Source organism: Ramlibacter sp. MMS24-I3-19 (assembly GCF_050320135.1).
Taxonomy (GTDB): domain Bacteria; phylum Pseudomonadota; class Gammaproteobacteria; order Burkholderiales; family Burkholderiaceae_C; genus Ramlibacter.
Genome location: NZ_CP190017.1, coordinates 913725 through 936779 on the forward strand (window position 1 = coordinate 913725; position 23055 = coordinate 936779).

The following is a 23055-nucleotide window of genomic DNA, read 5'->3' on the forward strand; positions in this document are numbered from 1 at the left end:
CCGCTGGACGAGGACGCCTCAGCGCCCGCGCTTCACCTTGCGGATGATCTCCTGCCGCAGGTCCGTGATCTCGCGCGCCCCGGAATGCCGGCCCCCGTCACAGGCTTCCTGCCGCGGGCAATGGCTGCTTCGCGGGCAGATGATGCGCGCCGGCTTCGCCAGCGCCTCGGGGATCCAGGCGATGTTCAGCACCTTGGCGGCGCCGCGGATGGCCTCGGCGGCTTCGTCGGGGATGCGGGCTTCGCCGCCTTCGCGCAGGCAGGCCTGCGCGATGCTGTCCACGATCTCGTCCGCGGCAGGTGTGTGCGAGCGCAGTGCGGGAACCAGATCGACACCCACGGACAGCACATGCGGATTGCCGGCCATGTCCTCGGTGCGGCGCGAATGGCAGCAATACAGCAGGAACCGGTCGCCTTCGCGCAGCACCGAGATCTGCGAGCCGCGGTCCGGTCCGCGCGTGCGATGCAGCATGCGGAACACGGCCCAGTGTGGACAGGGGTCCGACACCTGCGCCATGTTGCCCCAGGGCAGTGGAATGCCGTTGCCGCGGTAGACGGCGCGCAGGAAGCCCGGCGGGTACGCATCGAAGAAGTGCCAGTGCGGATACGGCGACACCTTCGTCATGCGCCGCATCACCATGGCCGGGGCCAGCTCGATCTTCTCGCCGGCTTCGATGCGGTGCGACTCGCGCGTGAGGAAGCGCCGGAACGGCACCTTGGGCGCCAGCAACGCACCGGCGAAGAAGCTGCACTCGAAATCGCGCCACGCATGCAGCACGTCCTGCGGGCTCAGGCCCGCCGCGCCCTTCGGGCTGTCGCCCGCCTGGCCGCCAGTGGCGTGCACGGACTTGAGGCCATCGCCGCCATGCAGGACCTTGTGCGCCAGGTGTGACGCGAGGTCGAACTTCAGCCGCGCGGGATGCTGTTGCAGTCCGCGGTTGAGATAGATCGTGGACGGCGAGTCGTAGAACGAACGCAGCACGCTGCGCAACTCGTGCTCCCCATCCATGGCCAGGATCGGCGGCTGGTCGAACCAGCGCAACGTCAGGCCGTGGTGCTTGCAGAGCTTCTGCAGGTCATCGACGCCAAGCGGGAAGCGGCGCTCGCCCACCTGCTCGGCGGCGCGCTCCAGGTCGGGGAAGTCGTTGCGCGACATCTCCTGGTGCGACCGGATCAGCAGGTGCGCGAATTGCCGGCCCGTGGTGCCGGTCTGCGCCAGCAGCTCGGGAATGGCCGCCTGCAGCAGTTCGCGTGAGAACAGGAACGCGGGCTCGAACGGAACCGTGGCCGCGCCACCGGGACGATCCTCGGCCGAGGCAGGCGGCGGTGTCGGTGCGCTCGCATCGAGGAACCACTGCGCATCGCGCTGGAAGAGCGTCGACAGCAATCCGACCAGCTCCATCGAGGGCACGCGCTTGCCGCACTCGATCATGCTGAGGTAGGAGACCGATGGCGCTCGCTCCGCGTCGAGCTGGATGCAGCGTGCCGACAGCTCCTCCAGCGTGAGGCCATGCGTCTTGCGCAGGCTGCGCAGCTTGCTGCCGAGGAGATGGCTGTTCCGCAGGTGCAGGCTCATGCCCGCAGCATATCTGTGAAATTGACTGTGTGAAATTTCCATTGTGAAATTTCGAGGCCGGTGCTTCCAATAATGGTTCCAGTTGCCCCACTCCCCGGGGCTGGAGAAAACCGAATGGCACTGCGTATCCTCATCCTGGGCGCCTCCTACGGCTCCCTTCTCGCGAGCAAGTTGCTGATGGCGGGGCACCGGGCCACGCTCGTCTGCACGTCCTCGACCGCGGATCTCATCAACCGCGAAGGCACGGTGGTGCGATTCCCGCTCAAGGGGCAGGTGGATCCCGTGGCCGTCGCGTCAGGCGAGCTGCCCGGCCAGCTCGACGCCTGCACGCCCGAGCAGGCCGACCCGTCCCGCTACGACCTGGTCGTGCTCGGCATGCAGGAGAGCCAGTACGGCCAGCAAGGCGTGCGGCAACTGCTGGCGCGGGTGGCCAAGGCGCGCAAGCCCGCGCTGGCGATCATGAACATGCCTCCGCTGCCGTACCTGCAACGCATCCCCGCCCTGCGGGTCGAAGCGCTCGAAACCTGTTTCACCGAGCCCGCGATCTGGGCTGGATTCGATCCGGTCCTGGTGACGCTGGCTAGCCCGGACCCGCAGGCGTTCCGTCCTGCCGACCAGCCCAAGAACGTGCTGCAGGTCGGCTTGCCGACGAACTTCAAGGCAGCGCCCTTCGGCAGCGCGGCGGCGACGGCGCTGCTGCGTCGCCTCGAGCGTGACATCGAGGACGCGCGCTTCCACGGCGGCGAGATCCCGGTCAAGCTCAAGCTGCACGATTCGTTGTTCGTGCCGCTGGCCAAGTGGCCGATGCTGATGACGGGCAACTACCGCTGCATCGAAGCCGACGGCATGGTGCCGATCCAGCAGGCGGTGCATGGCGACCTGCAGCGCTCGCGCGAGATCTACCAGTGGGTGTGCACGTTGTGCGAACGGCTGGGTGCGCAGCCGGGTGACCTCGTTCCCTTTGACAAGTACGCGCAGGCCGCGGCCTCGCTGAAGAAGCCGTCGTCGGCGGCGCGGGCGTTGTTCGGCGGGGCCGAGCACATCGAGCGGGTCGACAGTCTCGTGCAGCGCATCGCGCGGCAATTGGCGATGCGCCATCCCGCCATCGACGAGATCGTCGCCCTGGTCGACGCGCGACTGGCCGTCAACCGCGCCGGCCAGCCGGAAGAACTCGAGGCCGCGTAGCCCTACCATCGGGGCATGCTGCCCGAACGTCCGATCCGATTGCCGCCATCGCCACCGCGCCAGGTCGCGGTGCCGTCGGCATCGTGCGCGTGTCGGGCCGCTCGGTGCAGGCCATCGTCGAGGCGGTCTGCGGGCGCCCGCTCAAGCCGCGCGAAGCGACCTACCTGCCCTTTCGTGCCGCCGATGGCACGCCGATCGACCAGGGGCTCGCGATCCACTTCCCGGCCCCGAATTCCTACACCGGCGAGGACGTGCTCGAGCTGCAGGCCCATGGCGGGCCCGTGGTGCTGCAGCTGCTGCTGGCGCGCTGCATCGAGGCGGGCAAGGCAATGGGGCTGCGGGTGGCGCAGCCGGGCGAGTTCACGCAACGCGCCTTCCTCAACGACAAGATCGACCTGGCGCAAGCCGAAGCGATCGCCGACCTGATCGACGCCAGCACCGAGGCGGCGGCACGCAGCGCGAGCCGGTCGCTCGCGGGCGAGTTCTCGCGCGAGATCGGGCAGCTGCGCGATGCCCTCGTGCACCTGCGCATGCTGGTCGAGGCGACGCTGGACTTTCCCGAGGAGGAGATCGACTTCCTGCAGAAGGCCGACGCGCAGGGCCAGCTCGAACGCCTGCAGGCCACGCTGGCCGGCGTGCAGCAGCGCGCCCGCCAGGGCGCGCTGCTGCGCGAGGGCATCAAGGTCGTGATCGCGGGCCAGCCCAATGCGGGCAAGAGCTCGCTGCTCAACGCGCTCGCCGGTGCCGAGCTGGCCATCGTGACGCCGATCGCGGGCACGACGCGTGACGTGGTGAGCCAGACCATCCAGATCGAAGGCGTGCCGCTGCACGTGATCGACACCGCCGGCCTGCGCGAGAGCGACGACCCGGTGGAGAAGATCGGCATCGAGCGCGCGTGGGCGCAGATCGCGCAGGCCGATGCCGTGCTGTTCCTGCACGACCTCACGCGTGCCAGCGAGGCGTCCTATGCCGAGGGCGATCGCCGGCTGCTCGCGCAACTGGCCGCGCACGTGCCGAACGCCGTGCCGGTGCTGTCGGTGTGGAACAAGGCCGACACGGGCCATGACGTCGATGTACCCGCCGGCGAGCTGCGCCTGTCGGCCAGGACCGGCGAAGGACTGCAGCACCTGCGTGCGCGGCTGCTCGAAGTGGCGGGATGGCAGGCTGCGCCGGAAGGCGTCTACATCGCGCGCGAACGCCATCTGCAGGCACTGCGTCGCGTGGATGCGCACCTGATGGAAGCTGCCGCGCAACTGGCCGCCGGCAACCAGCTGCTGGACCTGCTGGCCGAGGAGTTGCGCCTCGCGCAGAACGCGCTGAGCGAGATCACCGGCGCCTTCAGCGCCGACGATCTGCTCGGGGTGATCTTCTCCAGTTTTTGTATCGGCAAGTAAGCGAAGCGCTTCGACGCTTACGGTTGTGCTGCGTTCGCGGACGGGCGGCATGCGCGCACAGACGCGCGGTGCGTGCGTGCTGTCACCGTCTTGCAACGGCCCCTAGACTGCGCGTGACTCTCCTGTCAATGTCGCACCGGGAGTCAACAACCAGAGAGTTCGATGAGTTTGCTGAGCATGTTCACGCGGAAGAAGTCGAGCGAGGACGAGGCGGCGCCGAGTTCGGGGCTGGTCCAGCAGGACCCCACGTTGCCGCTGCATCGGCCCGGTGCGGAAGCAGCTGCGGTGGTCTCGCGGCGCACCCAGCGCAGCGCCCGGCGCGAATTGCTGTACACCGTCGTGCGCGACTGCATGAACCGCGCCGGCGTGCTGTCGGCCAGCTACAAATTCAAGGTGCTGTCGCTCGACGCGCGCGGCCGGCAGTTCTTCGTGATGGTCGACCTTCCGGGTGCGCACATGAAGTCGGCCGACCGCCTGGCCGAGATCGAGGCCATGGTGGCGCAGGCTGCCAAGGCGCGGCACGACATCGGCGTCAAGGCGGTGTACTGGCGCCAGAACGACCACGTCGCGGTGGGGCTCGCAGCTGCCACCGCAGCTGCTCCCGAGCAGCCGGCGAAGACGGCGCCTGCGACGCGGCCCGCGAAAGTCGCGGCAGCGGTAGAGCCCAAGGTGGCCGAGCCGGTGCGGTCGGAGCCCGTGCAAGGCACGCTGGCCGGCTATGAGCCGATCGGCGTCGAGGAGATGACGGCCTTCCGGCAGGCTCTGGCGAATGGGTCCAAGCAGCCGAAGGTGCAGGGGCCGCAGAGCTACACGCTCTTGACCGGCTTCGAGAACACCGAGATCCATGAAGAGCCGCCGCGGGCGCTGAGCTCGTCGCAATACGGCGACCTGCGCTGAGCGGCACAGGGCGCGAGGCGCCCTAACCCGCCAGCAGCTTCTGCTCGGCCAGCGACAAGGTCTCTGGCCGGCCGGACAGGACCAGCGTGTCGCCGCCCTCCAGCGTGAGGTCGTCCTCCACCTGCGCCGGCTTGCCGTCGGCACGGCGCAGGCTCACCACGCGCACGCCCATCGCATGCAGCGCGAAGCGGCTGAGGCGGGTGCCGACCGTGCGGGCCCCCAAGGGCAGCGTGACCGTGGACAGGCGTTCCTGCTCCAGCTCATCGACCGTGTCGTCGTCTGCGCCGTGGAAGTACCCGCGCAGCAGGTTGTAGCGCGCATCGCGCTGGTCCTGCACGATGCGGATCACGCGCCGCATCGGCACGCCCACCAGCGCCAGCGCATGGCTGGCCAGCATCAGCGACCCTTCCAGTGCCTCGGGAACGACCTCGGTGGCGCCGGCGGCCTGCAGCGTCTCGAGATCGTGATCGTCCTGGGTGCGGACGATCACTGGCACCTGCGGCGCATGGGTGCGCGTCTTGGCCAGCACCTTGAGCGCGCCGGGGATGTCGAGGTAGGTGACCACCACCGCGCTGGCCCGGCCCAGCCCCGCTGCGATCAGCGCCTGCAGGCGGGCGGCATCGCCGAACACCACGGAGTCGCCCGCAGCCGCGGCCTGCCGCACGCGATCGGGGTCCAGGTCCAGCGCGATGTACGGGATCCGCTCGCGCTCGAGCATGCGCGCCAGGTTCTGCCCGCAGCGGCCGTAGCCGCAGATGATCACGTGCTTGTTGGCGTTGATCGACTTGCGCGCGATGGTCGTCATCTGCAGCGACTGCTGCAGCCATTCGCTGGCCACGACCTTCAGCACGAGCCGGTTGCTGTACATCACGATGAAGGGCGTCGCCAGCATCGACAGCACCATGCTGGCCAGGATGGGATTCAGCAGCGCGGGCGGGACCAGCGCGTTGTGCTGGGCCAGCGTCAGGAGCACGAAGCCGAACTCACCAGCCTGTGCCAGGTAGAGGCCGGTGCGCAGCGCGATGCCGGCCGTGCCGCCCAGCCGCCATGCGAGCAGGGTCACCAGCGCCAGCTTGAACAGCACCGGCATGGTGACCAGCAGCAAGACGAGCGCCCAGCGGTCCATGATCGGGCGCCAGTCCAGCAGCATGCCGATGCTGATGAAGAACAGGCCCAGCAGCACGTCGTGGAACGGCCGGATGTCCGTCTCGACCTGGTGCTTGTATTCGGTCTCGGAGATCAGCATGCCGGCGATGAAGGCGCCGAGCGCGAGCGAGAGGCCGGCCAGTTCCGTGAGCCACGCCAGGCCCAGCGTGATCAGCAGCAGGTTGAGGACGAACAGTTCCTCGCTCTTGCGACGCGCCACCAGCGTGAGCCACCAGCGCATCGCGCGCTGGCCGCCCGTGAGCAGCAGTGCGATCACCACGGCGGCCTTCAGTGCACCGACCGCCAGCGACATGAACAACGTTTCGGGCTTGCTGCCCAGCGCGGGGATCAGCACCAGCAGCGGCACCACCGCGAGGTCCTGGAACAGCAGCACGCCGATCACGCGCTTGCCATGTTCCGATTCCAGCTCCAGGCGATCGGCCAGCAGCTTGACGACCATCGCCGTGCTGCTCATCGCCAGCGCGCCGGAGAGCACCAACGCGGTCTGCCAGTTCATCCGCCACACGGACGGCGCGACCGCGGAGAGGAAGAGGCTGCCGAGCGTGCCGGCCACGATGGTCAGCACCACCTGGAACAGGCCCAGGCCGAACACGTGGGCACGCATCGCGCGCAGCTTCGGCAGGTTGAACTCGAGCCCGATGACGAACATGAGGAACACGACGCCGAACTCGCCCAGGTGCCGCACGCGCTCGGAGTCCTCGGCCACGCCGAGCGCGTTCGGGCCGATCACGACGCCGACGACGAGGTAGCCCAGCATCGGCGGCAGCTTGAGCGAGCGGCAGGCCACGACGCCGAGCACCGCGGCAAGCAGGTACACCAGCGTGAGCTCGAGCGTGGACATGGCCCGATGCTACCGCCCGCCTAGAATCGCCCGCTATGCCCATTTCTCCTCGCCAAGGCAGTCCCGCGGGCGCGGCGGATGCCGAGCTCCCGGCATCCAGTCAGCCATTCGACGCGGCGCAGGCGTTGCGGCTGGCGCAGGAGACCTTCGACATCGAAGCCGCGGCAGTGCTGGGCCTGAAGGCCCGCACGGGCGAGGCGTTCGCCCGCGCGGTCGAGGCGATCCTCGGCGTGCGCGGCCGCGTGGTTGTCATGGGCATGGGCAAGAGCGGCCACATCGGCCGCAAGGTCGCGGCCACGCTGGCGTCCACCGGGACGCCGGCGATGTTCGTGCACCCCGCCGAGGCCAGCCATGGCGACCTGGGCATGATCAAGGCGGTCGACCTGGTGCTGGCGATCTCCAACAGTGGCGAAGTCGACGAGGTCACCAGCCTGCTGCCGGTGATCAAGCGCTCCGGCGTGCGCCTGATCGCCATGACCGGCAACGCGCAGTCGACCCTGGCGCGGCATGCCGACATCGTGCTGGACAGCGGCGTGGCGCGCGAAGCCTGCCCGCTCCAACTGGCGCCCACGGCCAGTACCACGGCCCAGCTGGCGCTCGGCGATGCATTGGCCGTGGCCCTGCTCGATGCACGCGGGTTCCGCAGCGAGGACTTCGCACGCTCCCACCCCGGCGGCGCGCTGGGCCGCAAGCTGCTCACTCACCTGTCCGACGTGATGCGCACTGGCGATGGCGTGCCACGCGTCGCCTCCGACGCCGGCTTCACCGACCTGATGCGCGAGATGAGCCGCACCGGCTTCGGTGCCGCGGGCATCACTGACGCCGAGGGCCGCCTGCTCGGGATCTTCACGGACGGTGACCTGCGGCGCCTGATCGAGAAAGGCGCGGATCTGCGCGGGCTGCGCGCCGGCGAGGTGATGCACGCCAACCCGCTGACGATCCGGGAGGACGTGCTCGCGGTCGAGGCGGCCGAGCTGATGGACCAGCGTGGCATCACGCGGCTGCTGGTGGTCGACGGCCAGCAGCGCCTGCGCGGTGCGGTCAACAGCAACGACCTGATGCGCGCCAAGGTGATCTGAACCCGTGCCGACGCCCGCACTGACATTTCCGCCCGAATTGCTGCTGGCCGCACAGGGCGTGCGGGTGGCCTTCTTCGACATCGACGGCGTGCTCACCGACGGCGGGCTCTACATCTCCGAGCAGGGCGAGACGCTCAAGCGCTTCCATATCCTGGACGGCCTGGGGCTGAAGCTGCTGCAGCGCGCAGGCATCACGCCGGCGGTGATCACGGGGCGCGACTCCAGGCCGTTGCGGATGCGCCTGCAGGCACTCGGTGTCACGCACGTGCACTACGGGACCGAGGACAAGGCCCCGGCCGCCGAGAAGACGCTGGCGGCTCTGGGGCTCGACTGGTCGCAGGCCGCGGCGATCGGCGACGACTGGCCCGACCTGCCGGTGCTGCGGCGCTGCGCGTTCGCGGCGGCGCCGGCCAACGCGCACGCAGAGGTGAAGGCCGTGGCGCACCATGTCACCAGGGCTGCCGGCGGTTCGGGCGCCGCGCGCGAGTTCTGCGACGTGCTTCTCGTGGCCAGCGGTCGCTATGCCGAGCTGCTGGAGACCTACCGGTGAGCCTGGCGCGCGTGCGAGCCGGGTGGCGCTGGACGCGCAGCACCTGGGACCGGCTCGCGATGTACCTGCCCGTGATCCTGATGGGTGTGCTGGCGCTGGGCACCTACTGGCTGGTCCGCAACACGCCGGCCTTCCTGGGTGGGGGCGACACCAAGCGCGCGCCCACCCATGACCCCGACTACTTCATGCGCGACTTCGCCGTGCGCACCTTCGATCTCAACGGTCGCCTGCGCACGGAGGTGTTCGGCGCGGAGGCGCGCCACTATCCGGACACCGACACGATGGAGATCGACCAGCCGCGGATCCGCTCGTACAACGAACAGGGCGTGGTCACGGTGGCCACGGCGCGCACGGGCATCAGCAACGCGGACGGCTCCGAAGTGCAGTTGGTCGGCAACGCGGTCGTGGTGCGCGATGCCGTGCCCGGCAGCCAGGTGCCGCGCATGGAATTCCGCAGCGAGTTCCTGCATGCCTTCATGAACACCGAGCGCGTGAAGTCGAACAAGCCGGTGACCCTGATCCGCGGCAACGACAAGTTCACCGGCGACGGGATGGACTACGACAACCTCGACCGTGTGCTCGACATGCGGGGGCGCGTGCACGGGCTGCTGGTGCCGGACCACGCCAAGTGAGGCATTGAGCGAATGGCTGCGGAGCGCAGGCTCGTCGTCATCACCGGCGCCTCCAGCGGCATTGGCCAGGCGCTGGCCTGGCGCTACTACCAGGCCGGCTGGAACCTGGCCCTGATGGCGCGACGCACCGGCGAGATCCAGTCCTGGGCCGCGCAGCAGCGCATCGAGGCTGGCCGCCATGCCGTGTACCAGGCCGATGTGGCGTCCGTGGACAGCATCGTCGCGGCGGGACAGGCCTGCCTTGCGACGCAGGGCGTCCCCGACGTGGTGATCGCCAATGCAGGCATCAGCGTGGGCGTGGATACGGCGGTGCGTGGCGACCTGGACGCGCTGGAACGCGTCTACGCCACCAACGTGGTCGGCTTGGCGGCCACCTTCCAGCCGTTCATCGCACCCATGCGCCAGCGCGGTTCGGGTCGCCTGGTGGGCATCGCCAGCGTGGCAGGCATCCGCGACCTGCCGGGACATGCCGCCTATTGCGGCAGCAAGGCCGCCGTGATCAGCCATTGCGAGAGCCTGCGCGGCGAGCTGCGGGGCAGCGGCGTGCAGGTGGTGACGATCGCGCCCGGGTACATCGACACGCCACTCACGCGCAAGAACCGCTACGGCATGCCGTTCCTGATGCCGGCCGACGCCTTTGCGGATCGCGCTTTCCGCGCCATCGAACGCGGCGTGAGCTATCGCGTGATCCCGTGGCAGATGGGCGTGGTCGCCAGGCTGTTGCGGTTGCTGCCGAACGCGTTGTTCGATCGCCTGCTGGTCGGTCGGCCGCGCAAGCACCGGCAAGCCGACTAGGCAGGCCCCGGAAACGACGAAGCCCGCCGGAAGGCGGGCTTCGATGGGGCGCCGGAGCGCCCCGGAATCAAAGCAGCTTAGTAGCCGCCGCGGTTGCCACCGCCGCCGCCGCCGCGCGGGCCGGAGCCGTAGGGGCTGCGGAAGCCGCCATCGTTGCCACCACCGCCGCCGCCACTGCGGCCACCGCCGCCGTAGCCGCCGCCACCACCGCTGCGGCCACCGCCACCGCCGTAGCCGCCGCCACCACCACCGTAGCCGCCACCGCCGCCACCGCCGCCGTAGCCACCACCGCCGCCGCCACCGCCGAAGCCGCGCGGACGCGACTCCATCGGACGCGCTTCGTTGACCACGACGCTGCGGCCGCCCAGGGGCTGGCCGTTCATGCCGTTGATCGCGGCTTGCGCCTCGGCATCGCTGCCCATCTCGACGAAGCCGAAGCCCTTGGAGCGGCCGGTGTCGCGCTCCATCATGACCTTGGCGCTGGTGACGGCACCGAACTGGCCGAACGCCTGTTCGAGATCGCTATCGCGCACGGAATAGGGCAGGTTGCCCACGTAGAGTTTGTTGCCCATGTGCTGGGACTCCTCAAGAAAACACTAAGACCAAAGCGATGGAGTCCCGAAAACGCATTCAACCGAGAGCGAAGCGAAGGTGACCTGTTCACCGCAGACCGCGTGGCACTACTCGAAACCACGTAAGGGCATTATGGAGCAGATATCTGACCTGGACGCAAGGGGATCCCCCGGAGGGTTGACGAACGACAGCTAAATGTGCGGCTGAGTTGCGCGCCCGATCCCCTGTTCCCGGCCCGGTGCGACCGACATCCGCCCGTACAATGCGCCCCTCTTGGGGAGTAGCCTCCCTGCCCGCGCGGCAGGGGCCCGTGTCAACAGACTTGGACCGCATGGTCCATGGCCCGGGCGACTTCGGTTTGGCGAGACCATCGACCGCGCAGCCCCACTTGACTTGGCCGGGCAGCTGCGTCGTCGCTTGGTGCACGCGTCCCGGCCGGAGTGTTCATGGAAGCCTTTCTCGTCTCCACCGGGCTGGTCGCCCTCGCCGAAATGGGCGACAAGACCCAGCTGCTGTCCCTTCTCCTCGCCGCCCGGTTCCGCAAGCCCTGGCCCATCGTCGCCGGCATCTTCGTCTCCACCGTGGCGAACCATGCCCTGGCGGGGGCAGTCGGTGCCTGGGTGACCAATGTCCTGGGGCAGCAGACGCTGCGATGGATCCTCGGTGCGTCCTTCATCGCGATGGCGGCCTGGATGCTGATCCCCGACAAGCTCGATGACGACGAGGCAGACACCGAAGGCTCGCACCTGGGCGTGTTCGCCACCACCGTCGTCGCGTTCTTCCTGGCCGAGATGGGCGACAAGACGCAGGTGGCCACGGTGATGCTGGCCGCACGCTTCCACGCCTGGGCGCAAGTGGTGGCCGGCACGACGCTGGGCATGATGCTGGCCAACGCGCCGGTGGTCTGGTTCGGCGACCGCCTCGTTCGCAAGGTGCCGATCCGGCTGGTGCACGGGGTGTCGGCCGTGATCTTCCTGCTGCTTGGCGCAGCGGCCCTGGCAGGCGTGGGTTCGTGACGAGCCCGTTGCTATACTGCCGCCCAGCGCCGATTTGCTTCCGCTTGCGGGCGCTTAACAAGTCCTGCTAAAGACGAAGCCCCGCAACCCGGCCTCGTTCTTCAGCGACGCCGGGTTTTTTCACGCCATGACGCTGATCGCCGAACCGAAGTCCATGCACTTCGCCCAGCCGCTGCCGCTGCGCAGCGGCGCTTCGGTCCGCGACTACGACCTGGCCTACGAAACCTACGGGCAGCTCAATGCCGACCGCTCCAACGCCGTGCTGGTCTGCCACGCGCTGAATGCCTCGCATCACGTGGCCGGCGTGTACCCGGGACAGGACCGGTCCGAAGGCTGGTGGGACACCATGATCGGCCCGGGCAAACCGCTGGACACCGACCGCTTCTTCGTGATCGGCGTGAACAACCTGGGCTCGTGCTTCGGCTCCACCGGGCCCATGCACGTGAACCCGGACACGGGCCGGATCTATGGGGCCGACTTCCCGGTGGTCACGGTGGAGGACTGGGTCGAGGCCCAGGCCCGCCTGCTGGACCAGCTCGGGATCGAACAGCTGGCAGCGGTGATGGGCGGCAGCCTGGGCGGCATGCAGGCGCTGTCCTGGACCTTGCAGTATCCGCACCGCGTGCGCCACGCAGCGGTCATCGCCAGTGCCCCCAACCTCACTGCCGAGAACATCGCCTTCAACGAGGTGGCCCGTCGCGCCATCGTGACCGACCCCGACTTCCACGGCGGCAACTTCTACGAACATGGCGTGGTGCCCAAGCGCGGGCTGCGCATCGCACGGATGGTGGGCCACATCACGTACCTGTCGGACGACGTGATGAACGAGCGGTTCGGCCGCCAGTTGCGCGAAGGACTGGACATCCGCTACACGACGCAGGACATCGAGTTCCAGATCGAGAGCTACCTGCGCCACCAGGGCGACAAGTTCAGCGAGTACTTCGACGCCAACACCTACCTCCTGATCACGCGCGCGCTCGACTACTTCGACCCGGCGCTGCGTTTCGATGGCAACCTGTCCAAGGCGTTGGCCGCAGCCACCGCGCGCTTCCTGCTGGTGAGCTTCACCACCGACTGGCGCTTCTCGCCGCAGCGCAGCCGCGACATCGTGAAGGCGCTGCTCGACAACCGACGCAGCGTCACCTATGCGGAGATCGATGCGCCGCACGGGCACGACGCCTTCCTGCTGGACGACGCGCGCTACCTGGCCGTGGTGCGCGCCTGGTTCGACCGCATCGGCGAGGAGCTGCGGGCATGAGTGATCGCAGCACCATGCAGACGATCGCCCGGCTCGTGCCCCAGGGGTCGCGCGTGCTCGACTTGGGCTGCGGTGACGGCGCCCTCCTCGACCTGCTGCAGCGGGAGCGCGGCTGCAGCGGCTACGGCATCGAGATCGCGGATGCCAACGTGCTGGCGTGTGCGAGGCGCGGCGTCGACGTCATCCAGCTGAACCTGGACGAGGGCCTGTCGATGTTCGCCGACGACAGCTTCGACGTCGTGCTGCAGATCGACACGCTGCAGCACCTGCGCAATGCCGAGACCATGCTGCGCGAGACGGCGCGCGTCGGAAAGATGGGCATCGTGGCATTCCCCAACTTCGCCCACTGGCCCAACCGTCTCTCGGTGCTGCGCGGTCGCATGCCGGTCACCAAGCGGCTGCCGTACCAGTGGTACGACACCCCCAACATCCGCGTCGGCACCTTCAAGGACTTCGAGGTGCTGGCCACGCGCAACCGGCTGGCCATCCTGGATGCATTCGGGCTGCAGGAAGGGCGCGAGGTCCGCACCCTGCCGAACCTTCGCGCCGGCACCGCCGTCTTCAAGTTCGAGCGCGGCTGAGAGCACATCCGGGGCCGCGTGCTCGGGTTGTTCCGGCATCGAGTTGCCAGAGGCCGGCGCTATGCTCGTCGCATGAACATCCTCATCACCGGCGGCAGCGGTTTCCTGGGCGCCCGCCTCGCCCGCACCCTGCTGCAGCAGGGCCAGCTTGCGCTCGATGGCGGTCCCGAGCGCCGCATCACCAGCGTGACGCTCACCGACCGCGCGCCGCCGCCCGATGACCTGCAAGCCGATCCGCGGGTGCGGTTCGTCGGCGGCGACCTGCTGGAGCTGGCCACCGCGCGCACGCTGCCCGCAGCCGGCACCGACGCGGTGTTCCACCTGGCCGCCGCGGTCAGCGGCGAATGCGAAGCCAACTTCGATCTCGGCATGCGCAGCAACTTCGCGGCCACCCATGCCCTGCTCGAGGCTTGCCGCGCGCTGGGCAGCCGACCCCTGGTGGTGTTCGCCAGTTCGCTGGCCGTGTTCGGCAAACAGCCGGGCCAGCCGATGCCGGCGCTGATTCGCGACGACACGCTGCCGACGCCACAAAGCAGCTACGGCATCCAGAAGCTGATCGGCGAGCACCTCGTGGCCGACTACACGCGCAAGGGCTTCATCGCCGGCCGCAGCGTCCGCCTGATGACGGTGAGCGTGCGGCCGGGACGTCCGAACGGCGCCGCTTCCGGGTTCCTCTCCGGGATGATCCGCGAGCCGCTCGCCGGTGTCCGTGCGCAGGTTCCCGTGCCCGCCGACACCGTCGTGGCGCTCGCCTCGCCGGCCCGCACGGTCGAGGGCATCCTGCGCGCCGCGGCTGTCTCGCAGGCCGAGTGGGGGCCCCTCACCGGGCTGAACCTGCCGTCCCTGCGGACGACCGTGGGCGAGATGGCAAACGCGCTGGAGACTGTCGCCGGCGCGGGCGGAACCGCGCTGCTGGACTGGACGCCCGATCCGGCGATCCAGCGGCTGGTCGAGACCTGGCCCGGCAATGTGGCCTGGGACCGCGCCCGCGGGCTGGGGCTCAGCTCGGACGGCACGTTCGAGCAGGTGGTGCGCGACTACGTCCGCGAGAACCCGTCGGCCGTCAAGCTCTCCGTGCACTGAACGGGCGCCGCGCCATGCAGACGCTGCGCGCGGCGGTCCACTCCGAGCTGTCGATCCGCAAGAGTCGCTTCGTCGGCTGCGTGCAGCCGATGGCGAACCGTGCGGCCGCGCTGCAGGTCGTCGAGCAGCTGCGTCGCGACCACCCGAATGCGGCCCATGTCTGCTGGGCGCTGCATGCCGGCGGCCAGTCGGCTGCCAATGACGATGGAGAGCCCGGCGGTACCGCGGGCCGGCCCATGCTGGAGGTGCTGCGGCGGCAGGAGCTCGACGGCGTTCTCGCCACCGTGGTTCGCTACTTCGGCGGGGTGAAACTCGGGGCCGGCGGCCTCGTGCGTGCCTACACGGACGCCGTGGCGCAGGCGCTGCTGTCGGCCGAGAAGGTGCCGATGAACCGCCAGTTGCGCTGGACGTGCACCGCCCCGTTCGAGCTCGAAGATTGGCTGCGCCGCCAGTTGCAGGCGCACGATGTCACTCTGCTCGCCGTCAGTCGCGCCGACACCGTTGCGTTCGACCTGGCGGGTGCCGAGTCCGTCCTGCGCGCATTGCGCGCGCAGCTCGACACCGCCCGGGGAGCACGGCTGCGCTGGAGCGCGGCCGGCGACGCGATCACACGGTGAGGATGTACTCCTGGCCGTCGAGCAACTGCTCGACTTGTGCCGCGTTGGGACCCACCTGCTCGACAGCCTCTCGCAGTTGTGCTTCATTGCACGCGAAGCGCTTGGTCCACCAGCTCACTTCACGCGGATTGTTCATGTCGATCAGCCCCCGATTCGCCGGGACGGTGTCGATTGCAAAGGCCATCGCGGTACTCCCAATGCATTTATTGCCAACGGGTGCATTGGGCCTGCGTCCCAAGGCTGCGCTTGAACGCAGGAAGCGTGACCGGGTGTCGTCCGACTCCTACTCCTGCTCGGCCGTGCGCAGGCGCTCGAGCAGCGCCATGGCGGCGGCCGGCGCGCGCTCCTTCGCGCCGTTGATGAAGAACACGAAAGCATCGCGCGGATGCGCCCCTTGCGTCCACGCGCGGATGCCCGCGGTCCAGGCGGCCAGGCTCGCGGCCGGATAACCCGTCGCACACTCCGCTTCGCTGCGCATCAGCCGCAGGTACGCGAACGGGGCGTCCTGGTCGGCGATGTTCGGGTACTTGGGCGAGTCGGTGTGCACCGTGACGCATCCATAACGGCGTGCGAGCGGCAGGTAGTCGGCGTTCTCGAAGCTGGGATGCCGCACATCCAGTACATGACGCAGCGGCAAGCCATCGATGCTGGGCGGCAGCAGCTTCAGGAAGCCTTCGAAGTCCTCGGCCGCGAACTGCTTGGTGGGCATGAACTGCCACAGGATCGGCCCGAGCTTGGGCCCGAGCTGCGCCAGGCCCGACGCGAGGAAGCGGTCGATCGCCTCGCCGGCCGTGGCCAGTTCGCGCCGGTTCGTCGTCGAGCGGTGCGCCTTCAGGCAGAACACGAACCCATCGGGCGTTTCGTCGCGCCACTTCGCGAAGGTGGCCGGACCGAACGTGCTGTAGAACGTGCCGTTCACCTCGACCGCGGTCAGGCGTTCGCTGGCGAAGCGGAGTTCGCGCGCATGCGGCAGCCCTGCAGGGTAGAAGTTGTCGCGCCAGGGCTCGTACGTCCAGCCGCCGACCCCCACGCGGGCACGTGTCGTTGCGCTCATGCGGTGCTCCTTTCCGCCACTCTAGCGTGGCCCTCGCGTGGGGCGTACAGTGGCGGGCTGCCCTATCGCACCCGACGATCCAATGAACGCACCCCTCCACCGTGAAATGCCCGGCGCCGTGCTCGACGCCGCGCAAGCCCTGTCGCACGCCACCCGCCAGTGGGATGGCGACATCGTGCGCCAGCTCACCGATTACGTGGCGATCCCGGCCAAGTCGCCCGGCTTCGACAAGGACTGGGCGGCGCACGGCTACATCGACACCGTGCTGCGCAATGCCGCGGCCTGGGTCGAGGCGCAGAAGGTCGAGGGCCTGACGCTTGAGATCATCCGCCTGCCCGGCCGCACGCCGGTGCTGTTCTTCGAGATCGCGGCGACGCGGCCGAACGCCGGCCAGACCGTGCTGATGTACGGCCACCTCGACAAGCAGCCCGAGTTCAGCGGCTGGCGCAACGATCTCGGTCCGTGGACGCCCAAGTACGAGGATGGCAAGCTGTACGGTCGGGGCTCCGCCGACGACGGTTATGCGGTCTACGCCAGCATCGCGGCCGTGCAGGCAGTGAAGGCGCAGAAGGTGCCGCATCCGCGCATCGTCGGCCTGATCGAGACCTGCGAGGAGTCTGGCTCGTACGACCTGCTGCCTTACGTCGACGCGCTGCGTCCTCGGTTAGGCGACGTCGGCCTGGTGATCTGCCTCGACTCGGGAGCCGGCAACTACGACCAGCTGTGGCTCACCACCTCGCTGCGCGGCATGGCTTCCGGAACGCTCAAGGTCCAGATCCTCACCGAGGGCGTGCACTCGGGCGATGCGTCGGGCCTGGTGCCTTCCAGCTTCCGCATCATGCGGCAGGTGCTCGACCGCCTCGAGGACAGCAAGAGCGGCCGCCTGCTGCCGGCCAGCTTCCACTGCGAGATCCCGGCCGAGCGGCTGGCACAGGCGAAGGCGACGGCGGCCATCCTCGGCGACGAGGTCTACAAGCGCTTCCCCTGGGCCCATGCCGATTGCGGCGGATCCGTGCAGACCGCGCTGCCGACCACCACCGACCCGGTGCAGGCCCTGATCAACCGCACCTGGACGCCCACCTTGTCGGTCACCGGCGCCGAGGGCTTGCCGGCCCTGCAGGACGCCGGTAACGTGCTGCGTCCGTACACGGCGTTCAAGCTGTCGCTGCGCCTGCCGCCCCTGGTGGACGCCGCCACCGCCGTGCAGGAATTGAAGGCCCTGCTGGAGGACAACGCGCCGTACCAGGCAGTGGTCACCTTCGAATCCGGCAGTGCCGCGACGGGGTGGAACGCGCCGTCCACCGCGCCGTGGTTCGAGCAGGCCCTGAACGCCGCCTCGCAAGCCCATTTCGGCGCGCCCTGCGGCTACATCGGCCAGGGCGGAACGATCCCGCTGATGAACATGCTGAGCGAAGGCTTCCCGACTTCGCAGATGATGGTTTGCGGCGTCTTGGGCCCGCGCAGCAATGCGCACGGCCCGAACGAGTTCCTGCACGTGCCCTATGCCAAGCGGCTGACCGCCGCGGTCGCGGAAGTCATCGCCCGCATGCCCTGATCCGGGCCGTGCCCCGGGTGCACCCGGATGCGGGACGGTGCCCGGCTGGACCAAGATGGTCCACATGAGCTTCCCGACGCAGGGGTCCGCACCGACCCTCACCACCTTCACGGCCACCGACGGTGACAACCTTGCCGTGCAGGACTGGCCGGTGGCCGAGGGCCTGCGGCAGCGTGGCATGGTGTTGCTGGTGCATGGCCTTGGCGAGCATGCGGGGCGCTACGACGCCGTGGCGCAGCGGCTCAACTCGTGGGGCTTCGCCGTGCGCGGCTACGACCAGTACGGGCACGGCGAGTCGGGCGGCCCGCGAGGCGGGCTGACGGCCCCGGCGCGACTGGTGGACGATCTCGCCGACCTCGTGCAGAGCACCCGCGCCAAGCTCGGAGCGGGGCAGCCCCTGCTCGTCCTCGGCCACAGCATGGGTGGGCTGGTCGCCGCTGCCTTCGCCTTGGCGCATCCCAACCAGCTCGACGGCCTGGTGCTCTCCTCCCCGCATTCGCCACTCACGCGACGCCAGTGCAGCGGTTGCTCCTGCGCACGCTGCCGCGCATCGCGCCCAACCTGCGCGTGGGCAACGGTCTCGATGCGCGCTGGCTGTCGCATGACCCGGGCGTCGTGGCGGCGTACCGCGCCGACCCGCTGGTGCATGACCGCATCAGTGCCCGGCTCGCCCGGTTCATCACCAGAGGGGGTGCACACGTCGTCGCGGCGGCCACGCAGTGGCGGGTGCCCACGTTGCTGCTGTACGCGGGCGACGATCGCCTGGTCGATCCGGCGGGCAGCCGCGCCTTTGCCCGGGCTGCGCCGCGCGACGTCGTCAGCAGCCGTTGCTTCGACGGCGCGTTCCACGAGATCTTCAACGAAGCCGACGCGCAGCCGGCCTTCGACACGCTGCGGGAGTGGCTGCAGGCGCGGTTCTAGCCTCGCGCACTCAACGCCAGGGCGGCGAGCGCTGCCAGCGGCGCAGTCTCGGCCCGCAGCACGCGGGGGCCGAGCGTCACGGGCGCGAAGTGGGCAGCACGCGCCTCGGCCTCCTCACGCTCGGTGAGGCCGCCTTCAGGTCCCGAGAGCAGGAGCACCGGGCTTTCCTCGCCGGCGGCGAATTGCAGCAAGGGCGTGGCCGCGCTATCCAGGGACAGCACGCACCGCAACATCGTTGCGGGTGGCGTCCACTGTGCGAACGGAAGCGGAGGATGCACGGCGGGAACGCGATTGCCGCCGCATTGCTCGCAGGCGGCGATCGCGATCGCCTGCCAGTGTTCCTGGCGGCGAGCGGCGCGATCGCCGGCCAGGCGGACCACGGTGCGATCGGTCAGCAGGGGCTGGATGCTGGCGACGCCGAGCTCGGCGGCCTTCTCGACCAGCCAGTCCATGCGATCGTTGGCCGGCATGCCCAAGGCGAGGTGCACTTCTCGACCGGCTTCGCGCTCCACGGGCCGGTGCGTGCCCACGGTGACGTGGACATCGCTGCGGCCCATCCGCGCGACGGTGGCAATCCACTCGCCGCTGCGGCCATCGAACAGAACGACTGGATCGCCCGGTTGCAGCCGCAGCACCTGCACGTGGCGCGCGGCGCCGGCGGGCAGCGCCAGTGCGACTCCCTCGGCCAGCGGCCCGGGGCAGTGCAGGCGCGGTGGCATGGGGGCGTTCAGAGCCGACCGAAGGCGTAGCCGGTGGCGGCCTGCGTGCCCTCGATGCGGTCGACCAGCTGCAACAGCGGCGCGAGTTCGCGATAGCGGCCTGCGGTCGCGCGGATGTAGCCGATGAAGCGCGGCGTGTCCGCCAGGTACTTGGGCTTGCCATCGCGCAGAGTGAGGCGCGCGAAGATGCCGGCCACCTTGAGGTGGCGCTGCAGGCCCATCCATTCGACGGAGCGGTAGAACTCGCCGAAGTCGCGGTCGACCGGCAGGCCAGCCCTGGAGGCCTTCTCCCAGTAGCGCACGGTGATGTCGAGCACGAACTCCTCGTCCCAGCTCAGGAACGCATCGCGCATCAGGCTGGCGATGTCGTACGTGATCGGGCCATGCACAGCGTCCTGGAAGTCGAGCACGCCCAGCCGGGGCTCGGCAGGATCCCCGGGGATCATCAGGTTGCGCGGCATGAAGTCCCGGTGCACGTACACCGCCGGCGAGGACAGGTTGCGCGCGACGATCAGTCGGAAGCTCTCGTCGAGGGTCTCGCGCACCTTGCCTTCGACGGCCACGCCGCGATGGCGCGTCAGGTACCAGTCGGGGAACAGCGCCAGCTCGCGCTGCAGCAGCGCCTCGTCGTACGGCGGCAGCACGCCGGGCCGTGAAGCCAGTTGCCAGGCAACCAGCGCGTCGATGGCGCGCTCGTAGAGCGGCCGGTTGGCTTCGGGACGCTCGGGGTCCACCAGCTCGATCATGGTCTGGCGGCCCAGGTCCTCCAGCAGCATGAAGCCCTGTGGCTCGTCCCAGGCGAGCACGCGCGGCACGTGCAGGCCTGCGTCGGCCATCAGCTTCGCCACACGAACGAACGGGCGGCAGTCTTCCTTGTCGGGCGGTGCATCCATGACGATGCGCGTGCCGTGCGCGCCATCGACGCGCAGGTAGCGCCGGAAGCTTGCATCGGCGGAGGCCGGCCGGACTGTGGCCGGATCCAGGCCATGCGCATCGGCGACGGCCTGCATCCAGCGGTGGAAGGCGCGCTCGCGTTCGGGATCGGACCACGCCACCGAGGGGGTGGCCACAGCGCTGGACGCGGGGAAAACGAGGGACTGCTCATGGATAATCGATTCTACAAACGCCCTTGCGGACCACCTTGGCCGCTGCGGCCCCGCCACCCCCGAGCCTTGACGTCCACCCGGTCCTTGCGAGCGTCCTTTCCGCGAACCCCGCTCGCCGTGGCGTGTGCGCTCGTGTGCGCAGTGCCTGCGCTGGCGCAGACGCAGGCACCGGCGGACGGCACCGGCATCGACCTGCGTCCGACCCCGCGGCTGCGCGAACAGATCCCCTCCGTCGTGCGCCAGAAGCTGCCCACATTCGTGCAGGGCGACAGCATCTCGGGACGCACCGAGCTGGAGACCACCGTCGAGGGCAACGCGGAGCTGCGTCGTGGCGACACCGTCATCCGTGCGGAACGGCTGGACTACTACCAGCCCGATGACCTGGCCAAGGCGCGCGGCAAGGTGCACATCAACCGGGCCGGCAACGTCTACGAGGGCTCGCAGCTGGAGCTGAAGGTCGATGCCTTCGAAGGCTTCTTCACGCAGCCGAACTACCGGTTCCTGCGCAATGGCGCCTACGGCCAGGCCGAGCGCGTCGACTTCATCGACGACAAGCACGCGATCGTGCGCAACGCCACCTACACGACCTGCCAGCGTCAGGACTTCCCGGGCTGGACGCCGGACTGGATCCTGCGCGCCAATGGCATCAAGCTGGACGACGAGGCCGAGGTCGGCACGGCGACCGGCGCGCTGCTGACGTTCTTCAGCGTTCCGATCCTTCCCGTTCCCGCGATCACCTTCCCGCTGAGCGACAAGCGCAAGAGCGGGTTCCTGCCGCCGACCATCAGCCTGGACAACATCAACGGCATGGAGTGGCGGCAGCCGTACTACTGGAACATCGCGCCCAATCGCGACGCGACGTTCTATCCGACGATCATGAGCAAGCGTGGCGTCGATCTCGGCACGGAGTTCCGGTACCTCGAGAGCAGTTACCGCGGTGTCCTGCGCGCCGATGCCATGCCGGCCGACAAGCTTCGCGAGCGCGATCGCTGGAGCTACTCGTACACGCACTCGGGCAACATCGGGCTGCCGCCCGGGAGCGGCTCGCTCGGGCTCAGCCTCAACGTCAACCGGGTGAGCGATGACAACTACTGGCGCGACTTCAGCCGCTCCACCGGGTCGCTCACGCAGCGCCTGCTGTCGCAGGATGGCCAGCTGAGCTGGTCGAGCCCCGGCGGAAGCTGGTACGCCATGGCGCGGACGCTCAGCTGGCAGGTGCTGCAGGACGTGACCGCGCCGATCGTGCCGCCGTACGACCGCCTGCCCGAGGTGTACACGCGCTACTCGCGCCCGGACCTGCCGTTGGGCCTGGTTGCTTCGGTCGAAGGCGACAGCACGCGGTTCGTCGCCGACCGCACCTTGACCCTGCAGCCCAACGCGCAGCGCAGCTACCTGCTGGGGAAGATCGAACGGCCCTGGCAAGCCCCTGGCTGGTTCATCACGCCACGCGTGCAGTTCCACACCACGCAGTACAGCTTCGATGCCCCGTTGGCCAATGGCGCGACCACCGCGAACCGGGCGCTGCCGATCTACAGCCTGGACAGCGGCTTGATCTTCGAGCGCCAGACCAGCTACTTCGGCCGCAGCTTCACGCAGACGCTGGAGCCGCGGGCGTTCTACGTCTACACGCCGTTCCGCGACCAGTCGCTGCTGCCCAACTACGACACGGCGTACAACGACTTCAACTTCGCAACGGTCTATACCGAGAACGCGTTCGGCGGCAACGATCGCATCTCCGACAACAACCTCCTGACCGTGGGCGCCACGTCGCGCCTGCTGGTGCCGGAGACCGGCGCGGAACTGGCGCGCTTCAGCGTCGCGCAGCGACTGCGCTTCAAGGACCAGCTGGTCACCCTGCCCGGCACGCCGCCGGTGAGCGAGCGGCTGTCCGACCTGCTGTTCGGCACCACGCTGGCGTGGTCGCCCAAGTGGATGCTGGACACCACGGTGCAATACAACCCGAAGACGGGCCGCTCCGAGCGGTCCACGATCGGCGGCCGGTACAACCCGAGCAACTATCGCGTGGTCAGCGCCGCCTACCGGCTGCAGCGAGGACAGAGCGAGCAGATCGATGTCGGCTGGCAATGGCCGATCAACGACTTGTGGGGCGACAAGGGCCGCGACCTCGGTCCGGGTCGCGGGCAAGGCCCGAACCGCTGGTACAGCGTGGGCCGCCTGAACTACAGCATGCAGGACAAGCGCCTGGTGGACACGCTGGTGGGCATCGAGTACGACGCGTGCTGCTGGATCGGCCGCGTGGTGTTCGAGCGGCTGCAAAGCACCACCACGACTGCCAGTGCGCGCATCCTGTTCCAGCTGGAGTTCGTGGGCTTCAGCCGGCTGGGATCCAGTGCCCTGCAGCCCCTGCGCCAGAATATCCCCCGCTACCAGTTCCTGCGCGACCCCAGCGTCGAACAGCCGAGCCGGTTCAGCAACTACGACTAGAGATCCCGACCG

The 23055-nt window shown here is 69.1% G+C and carries 22 protein-coding genes, 1 pseudogene and 1 riboswitch; of the genes and pseudogenes, 16 read left to right on the plus strand and 7 right to left on the minus strand.

The features are described from left to right. Positions 1-18 precede the first annotated feature (18 nt). Positions 19-1575, minus strand: a complete 1557-nt coding sequence (locus ACPWT1_RS04440) for a DUF3612 domain-containing protein (RefSeq protein WP_427914204.1) — start codon at positions 1573-1575, stop codon at positions 19-21. 114 nt (positions 1576-1689) lie between these two features. On the opposite strand from ACPWT1_RS04440, the gene ACPWT1_RS04445 reads away from it, so the two are divergent. The 3 genes from ACPWT1_RS04445 to ACPWT1_RS04455 all read left to right on the plus strand — a co-directional run bounded on the left by ACPWT1_RS04445 (position 1690) and on the right by ACPWT1_RS04455 (position 5051). Next, positions 1690-2760 carry a hypothetical protein gene (locus ACPWT1_RS04445; RefSeq protein ID WP_427914205.1) on the plus strand — a complete coding sequence of 357 codons (1071 nt, stop codon included), beginning with the start codon at positions 1690-1692 and terminating at the stop codon, positions 2758-2760. Positions 2761-2798: 38 nt separating this feature from the next. Then, positions 2799-4154, plus strand: coding sequence for a tRNA uridine-5-carboxymethylaminomethyl(34) synthesis GTPase MnmE (mnmE, locus tag ACPWT1_RS04450; RefSeq protein ID WP_427915506.1), 1356 nt, complete (start codon positions 2799-2801; stop codon positions 4152-4154). A gap of 162 nt (positions 4155-4316) precedes the next feature. Next, entirely contained in the window at positions 4317-5051 is a 735-nt protein-coding gene (locus ACPWT1_RS04455; protein ID WP_427914206.1) for a hypothetical protein, read from the plus strand. Positions 5052-5073: 22 nt separating this feature from the next. Here the strand turns inward: ACPWT1_RS04455 and ACPWT1_RS04460 are convergent, their stop codons facing one another. Beyond that, complete coding sequence (locus tag ACPWT1_RS04460) at positions 5074-7059, minus strand: monovalent cation:proton antiporter-2 (CPA2) family protein (RefSeq protein WP_427914207.1); 1986 nt, start codon at positions 7057-7059, stop codon at positions 5074-5076. Positions 7060-7094: 35 nt separating this feature from the next. Between ACPWT1_RS04460 and ACPWT1_RS04465 the strand changes: the two genes are divergently transcribed. From ACPWT1_RS04465 to ACPWT1_RS04480, 4 genes are read left to right on the plus strand one after another with little or no spacing between them, the layout of a single operon-like run. Further along, positions 7095-8138, plus strand: coding sequence for a KpsF/GutQ family sugar-phosphate isomerase (locus ACPWT1_RS04465; protein WP_427914208.1), 1044 nt, complete (start codon positions 7095-7097; stop codon positions 8136-8138). 4 nt (positions 8139-8142) lie between these two features. Further along, the gene (locus ACPWT1_RS04470) at positions 8143-8688 is read left to right on the plus strand and encodes a KdsC family phosphatase (protein ID WP_427914209.1); all 546 of its coding nucleotides are present in this window, start codon (positions 8143-8145) and stop codon (positions 8686-8688) included. A gap of 59 nt (positions 8689-8747) precedes the next feature. Then, complete coding sequence (gene lptC, locus ACPWT1_RS04475) at positions 8748-9320, plus strand: LPS export ABC transporter periplasmic protein LptC (protein ID WP_427915507.1); 573 nt, start codon at positions 8748-8750, stop codon at positions 9318-9320. Between the two features lie 12 nt (positions 9321-9332). After that, positions 9333-10115 carry an SDR family oxidoreductase gene (locus ACPWT1_RS04480; protein ID WP_427914210.1) on the plus strand — a complete coding sequence of 261 codons (783 nt, stop codon included), beginning with the start codon at positions 9333-9335 and terminating at the stop codon, positions 10113-10115. A 77-nt stretch (positions 10116-10192) separates the two neighbouring features. Here ACPWT1_RS04480 and ACPWT1_RS04485 read toward each other — a convergent pair whose 3' ends face one another. Next, positions 10193-10687: an RNA recognition motif domain-containing protein gene (locus ACPWT1_RS04485; protein ID WP_427914211.1), complete on the minus strand. Its 495-nt coding sequence runs from the start codon at positions 10685-10687 to the stop codon at positions 10193-10195. A gap of 270 nt (positions 10688-10957) precedes the next feature. Next, a riboswitch (yybP-ykoY riboswitch) is annotated at positions 10958-11130 on the plus strand. Positions 11131-11134: 4 nt separating this feature from the next. Here ACPWT1_RS04485 and ACPWT1_RS04490 point away from each other — a divergent pair. The 5 genes from ACPWT1_RS04490 to ACPWT1_RS04510 all read left to right on the plus strand — a co-directional run bounded on the left by ACPWT1_RS04490 (position 11135) and on the right by ACPWT1_RS04510 (position 15243). Next, entirely contained in the window at positions 11135-11704 is a 570-nt protein-coding gene (locus ACPWT1_RS04490; RefSeq protein ID WP_427914212.1) for a TMEM165/GDT1 family protein, read from the plus strand. 127 nt (positions 11705-11831) lie between these two features. Further along, positions 11832-12962, plus strand: a complete 1131-nt coding sequence (gene metX, locus ACPWT1_RS04495) for a homoserine O-succinyltransferase MetX (RefSeq protein WP_427914213.1) — start codon at positions 11832-11834, stop codon at positions 12960-12962. Then, positions 12959-13543 carry a methionine biosynthesis protein MetW gene (metW, locus tag ACPWT1_RS04500; RefSeq protein WP_427914214.1) on the plus strand — a complete coding sequence of 195 codons (585 nt, stop codon included), beginning with the start codon at positions 12959-12961 and terminating at the stop codon, positions 13541-13543. The genes metX and metW overlap by 4 nt, the downstream gene beginning before the upstream one ends. A 72-nt stretch (positions 13544-13615) precedes the next feature. After that, positions 13616-14626 carry a D-erythronate dehydrogenase gene (gene denD / locus ACPWT1_RS04505; RefSeq protein WP_427914215.1) on the plus strand — a complete coding sequence of 337 codons (1011 nt, stop codon included), beginning with the start codon at positions 13616-13618 and terminating at the stop codon, positions 14624-14626. Positions 14627-14640: 14 nt separating this feature from the next. Further along, the gene (locus tag ACPWT1_RS04510; RefSeq protein ID WP_427914216.1) at positions 14641-15243 is read left to right on the plus strand and encodes an IMPACT family protein; all 603 of its coding nucleotides are present in this window, start codon (positions 14641-14643) and stop codon (positions 15241-15243) included. On the opposite strand, the gene ACPWT1_RS04515 is transcribed toward ACPWT1_RS04510, so the two are convergent. Both ACPWT1_RS04515 and ACPWT1_RS04520 read right to left on the minus strand, forming a co-directional pair. Beyond that, a complete protein-coding gene (locus ACPWT1_RS04515) occupies positions 15233-15427 on the minus strand; it encodes a DUF3606 domain-containing protein (protein WP_034345719.1) in 195 nt (64 codons plus the stop codon). The two genes, ACPWT1_RS04510 and ACPWT1_RS04515, sit on opposite strands and share 11 nt — an antisense overlap. Positions 15428-15526: 99 nt before the next feature. After that, entirely contained in the window at positions 15527-16297 is a 771-nt protein-coding gene (locus tag ACPWT1_RS04520) for a DUF72 domain-containing protein (RefSeq protein ID WP_427914217.1), read from the minus strand. A gap of 82 nt (positions 16298-16379) precedes the next feature. Between ACPWT1_RS04520 and ACPWT1_RS04525 the strand changes: the two genes are divergently transcribed. The 3 genes and pseudogenes from ACPWT1_RS04525 (at position 16380) to ACPWT1_RS04535 (ending at position 18773) form a co-directional block, all read left to right on the plus strand. Beyond that, a complete protein-coding gene (locus tag ACPWT1_RS04525) occupies positions 16380-17852 on the plus strand; it encodes a M20 family metallopeptidase (RefSeq protein WP_427914218.1) in 1473 nt (490 codons plus the stop codon). 178 nt (positions 17853-18030) lie between these two features. Next, positions 18031-18444: pseudogene (locus ACPWT1_RS04530) on the plus strand (alpha/beta fold hydrolase); the annotation flags it as partial. Next, positions 18369-18773: a serine aminopeptidase domain-containing protein gene (locus tag ACPWT1_RS04535; protein WP_427915640.1), complete on the plus strand. Its 405-nt coding sequence runs from the start codon at positions 18369-18371 to the stop codon at positions 18771-18773. The pseudogene ACPWT1_RS04530 and the gene ACPWT1_RS04535, both read left to right, overlap by 76 nt. On the opposite strand, the gene ACPWT1_RS04540 is transcribed toward ACPWT1_RS04535, so the two are convergent. Beyond that, positions 18770-19492 (minus strand): 16S rRNA (uracil(1498)-N(3))-methyltransferase, encoded by a 723-nt coding sequence (locus ACPWT1_RS04540; RefSeq protein ID WP_427914219.1) that lies wholly within the window; start codon positions 19490-19492, stop codon positions 18770-18772. The two genes, ACPWT1_RS04535 and ACPWT1_RS04540, sit on opposite strands and share 4 nt — an antisense overlap. Before the next feature lie 8 nt (positions 19493-19500). Next, the gene (locus ACPWT1_RS04545) at positions 19501-20562 is read right to left on the minus strand and encodes an aminoglycoside phosphotransferase family protein (RefSeq protein ID WP_427914220.1); all 1062 of its coding nucleotides are present in this window, start codon (positions 20560-20562) and stop codon (positions 19501-19503) included. Positions 20563-20595: 33 nt separating this feature from the next. On the opposite strand from ACPWT1_RS04545, the gene ACPWT1_RS04550 reads away from it, so the two are divergent. After that, positions 20596-23043: an LPS-assembly protein LptD gene (locus ACPWT1_RS04550; protein WP_427914221.1), complete on the plus strand. Its 2448-nt coding sequence runs from the start codon at positions 20596-20598 to the stop codon at positions 23041-23043. The last annotated feature ends 12 nt before the right edge of the window (positions 23044-23055 follow it).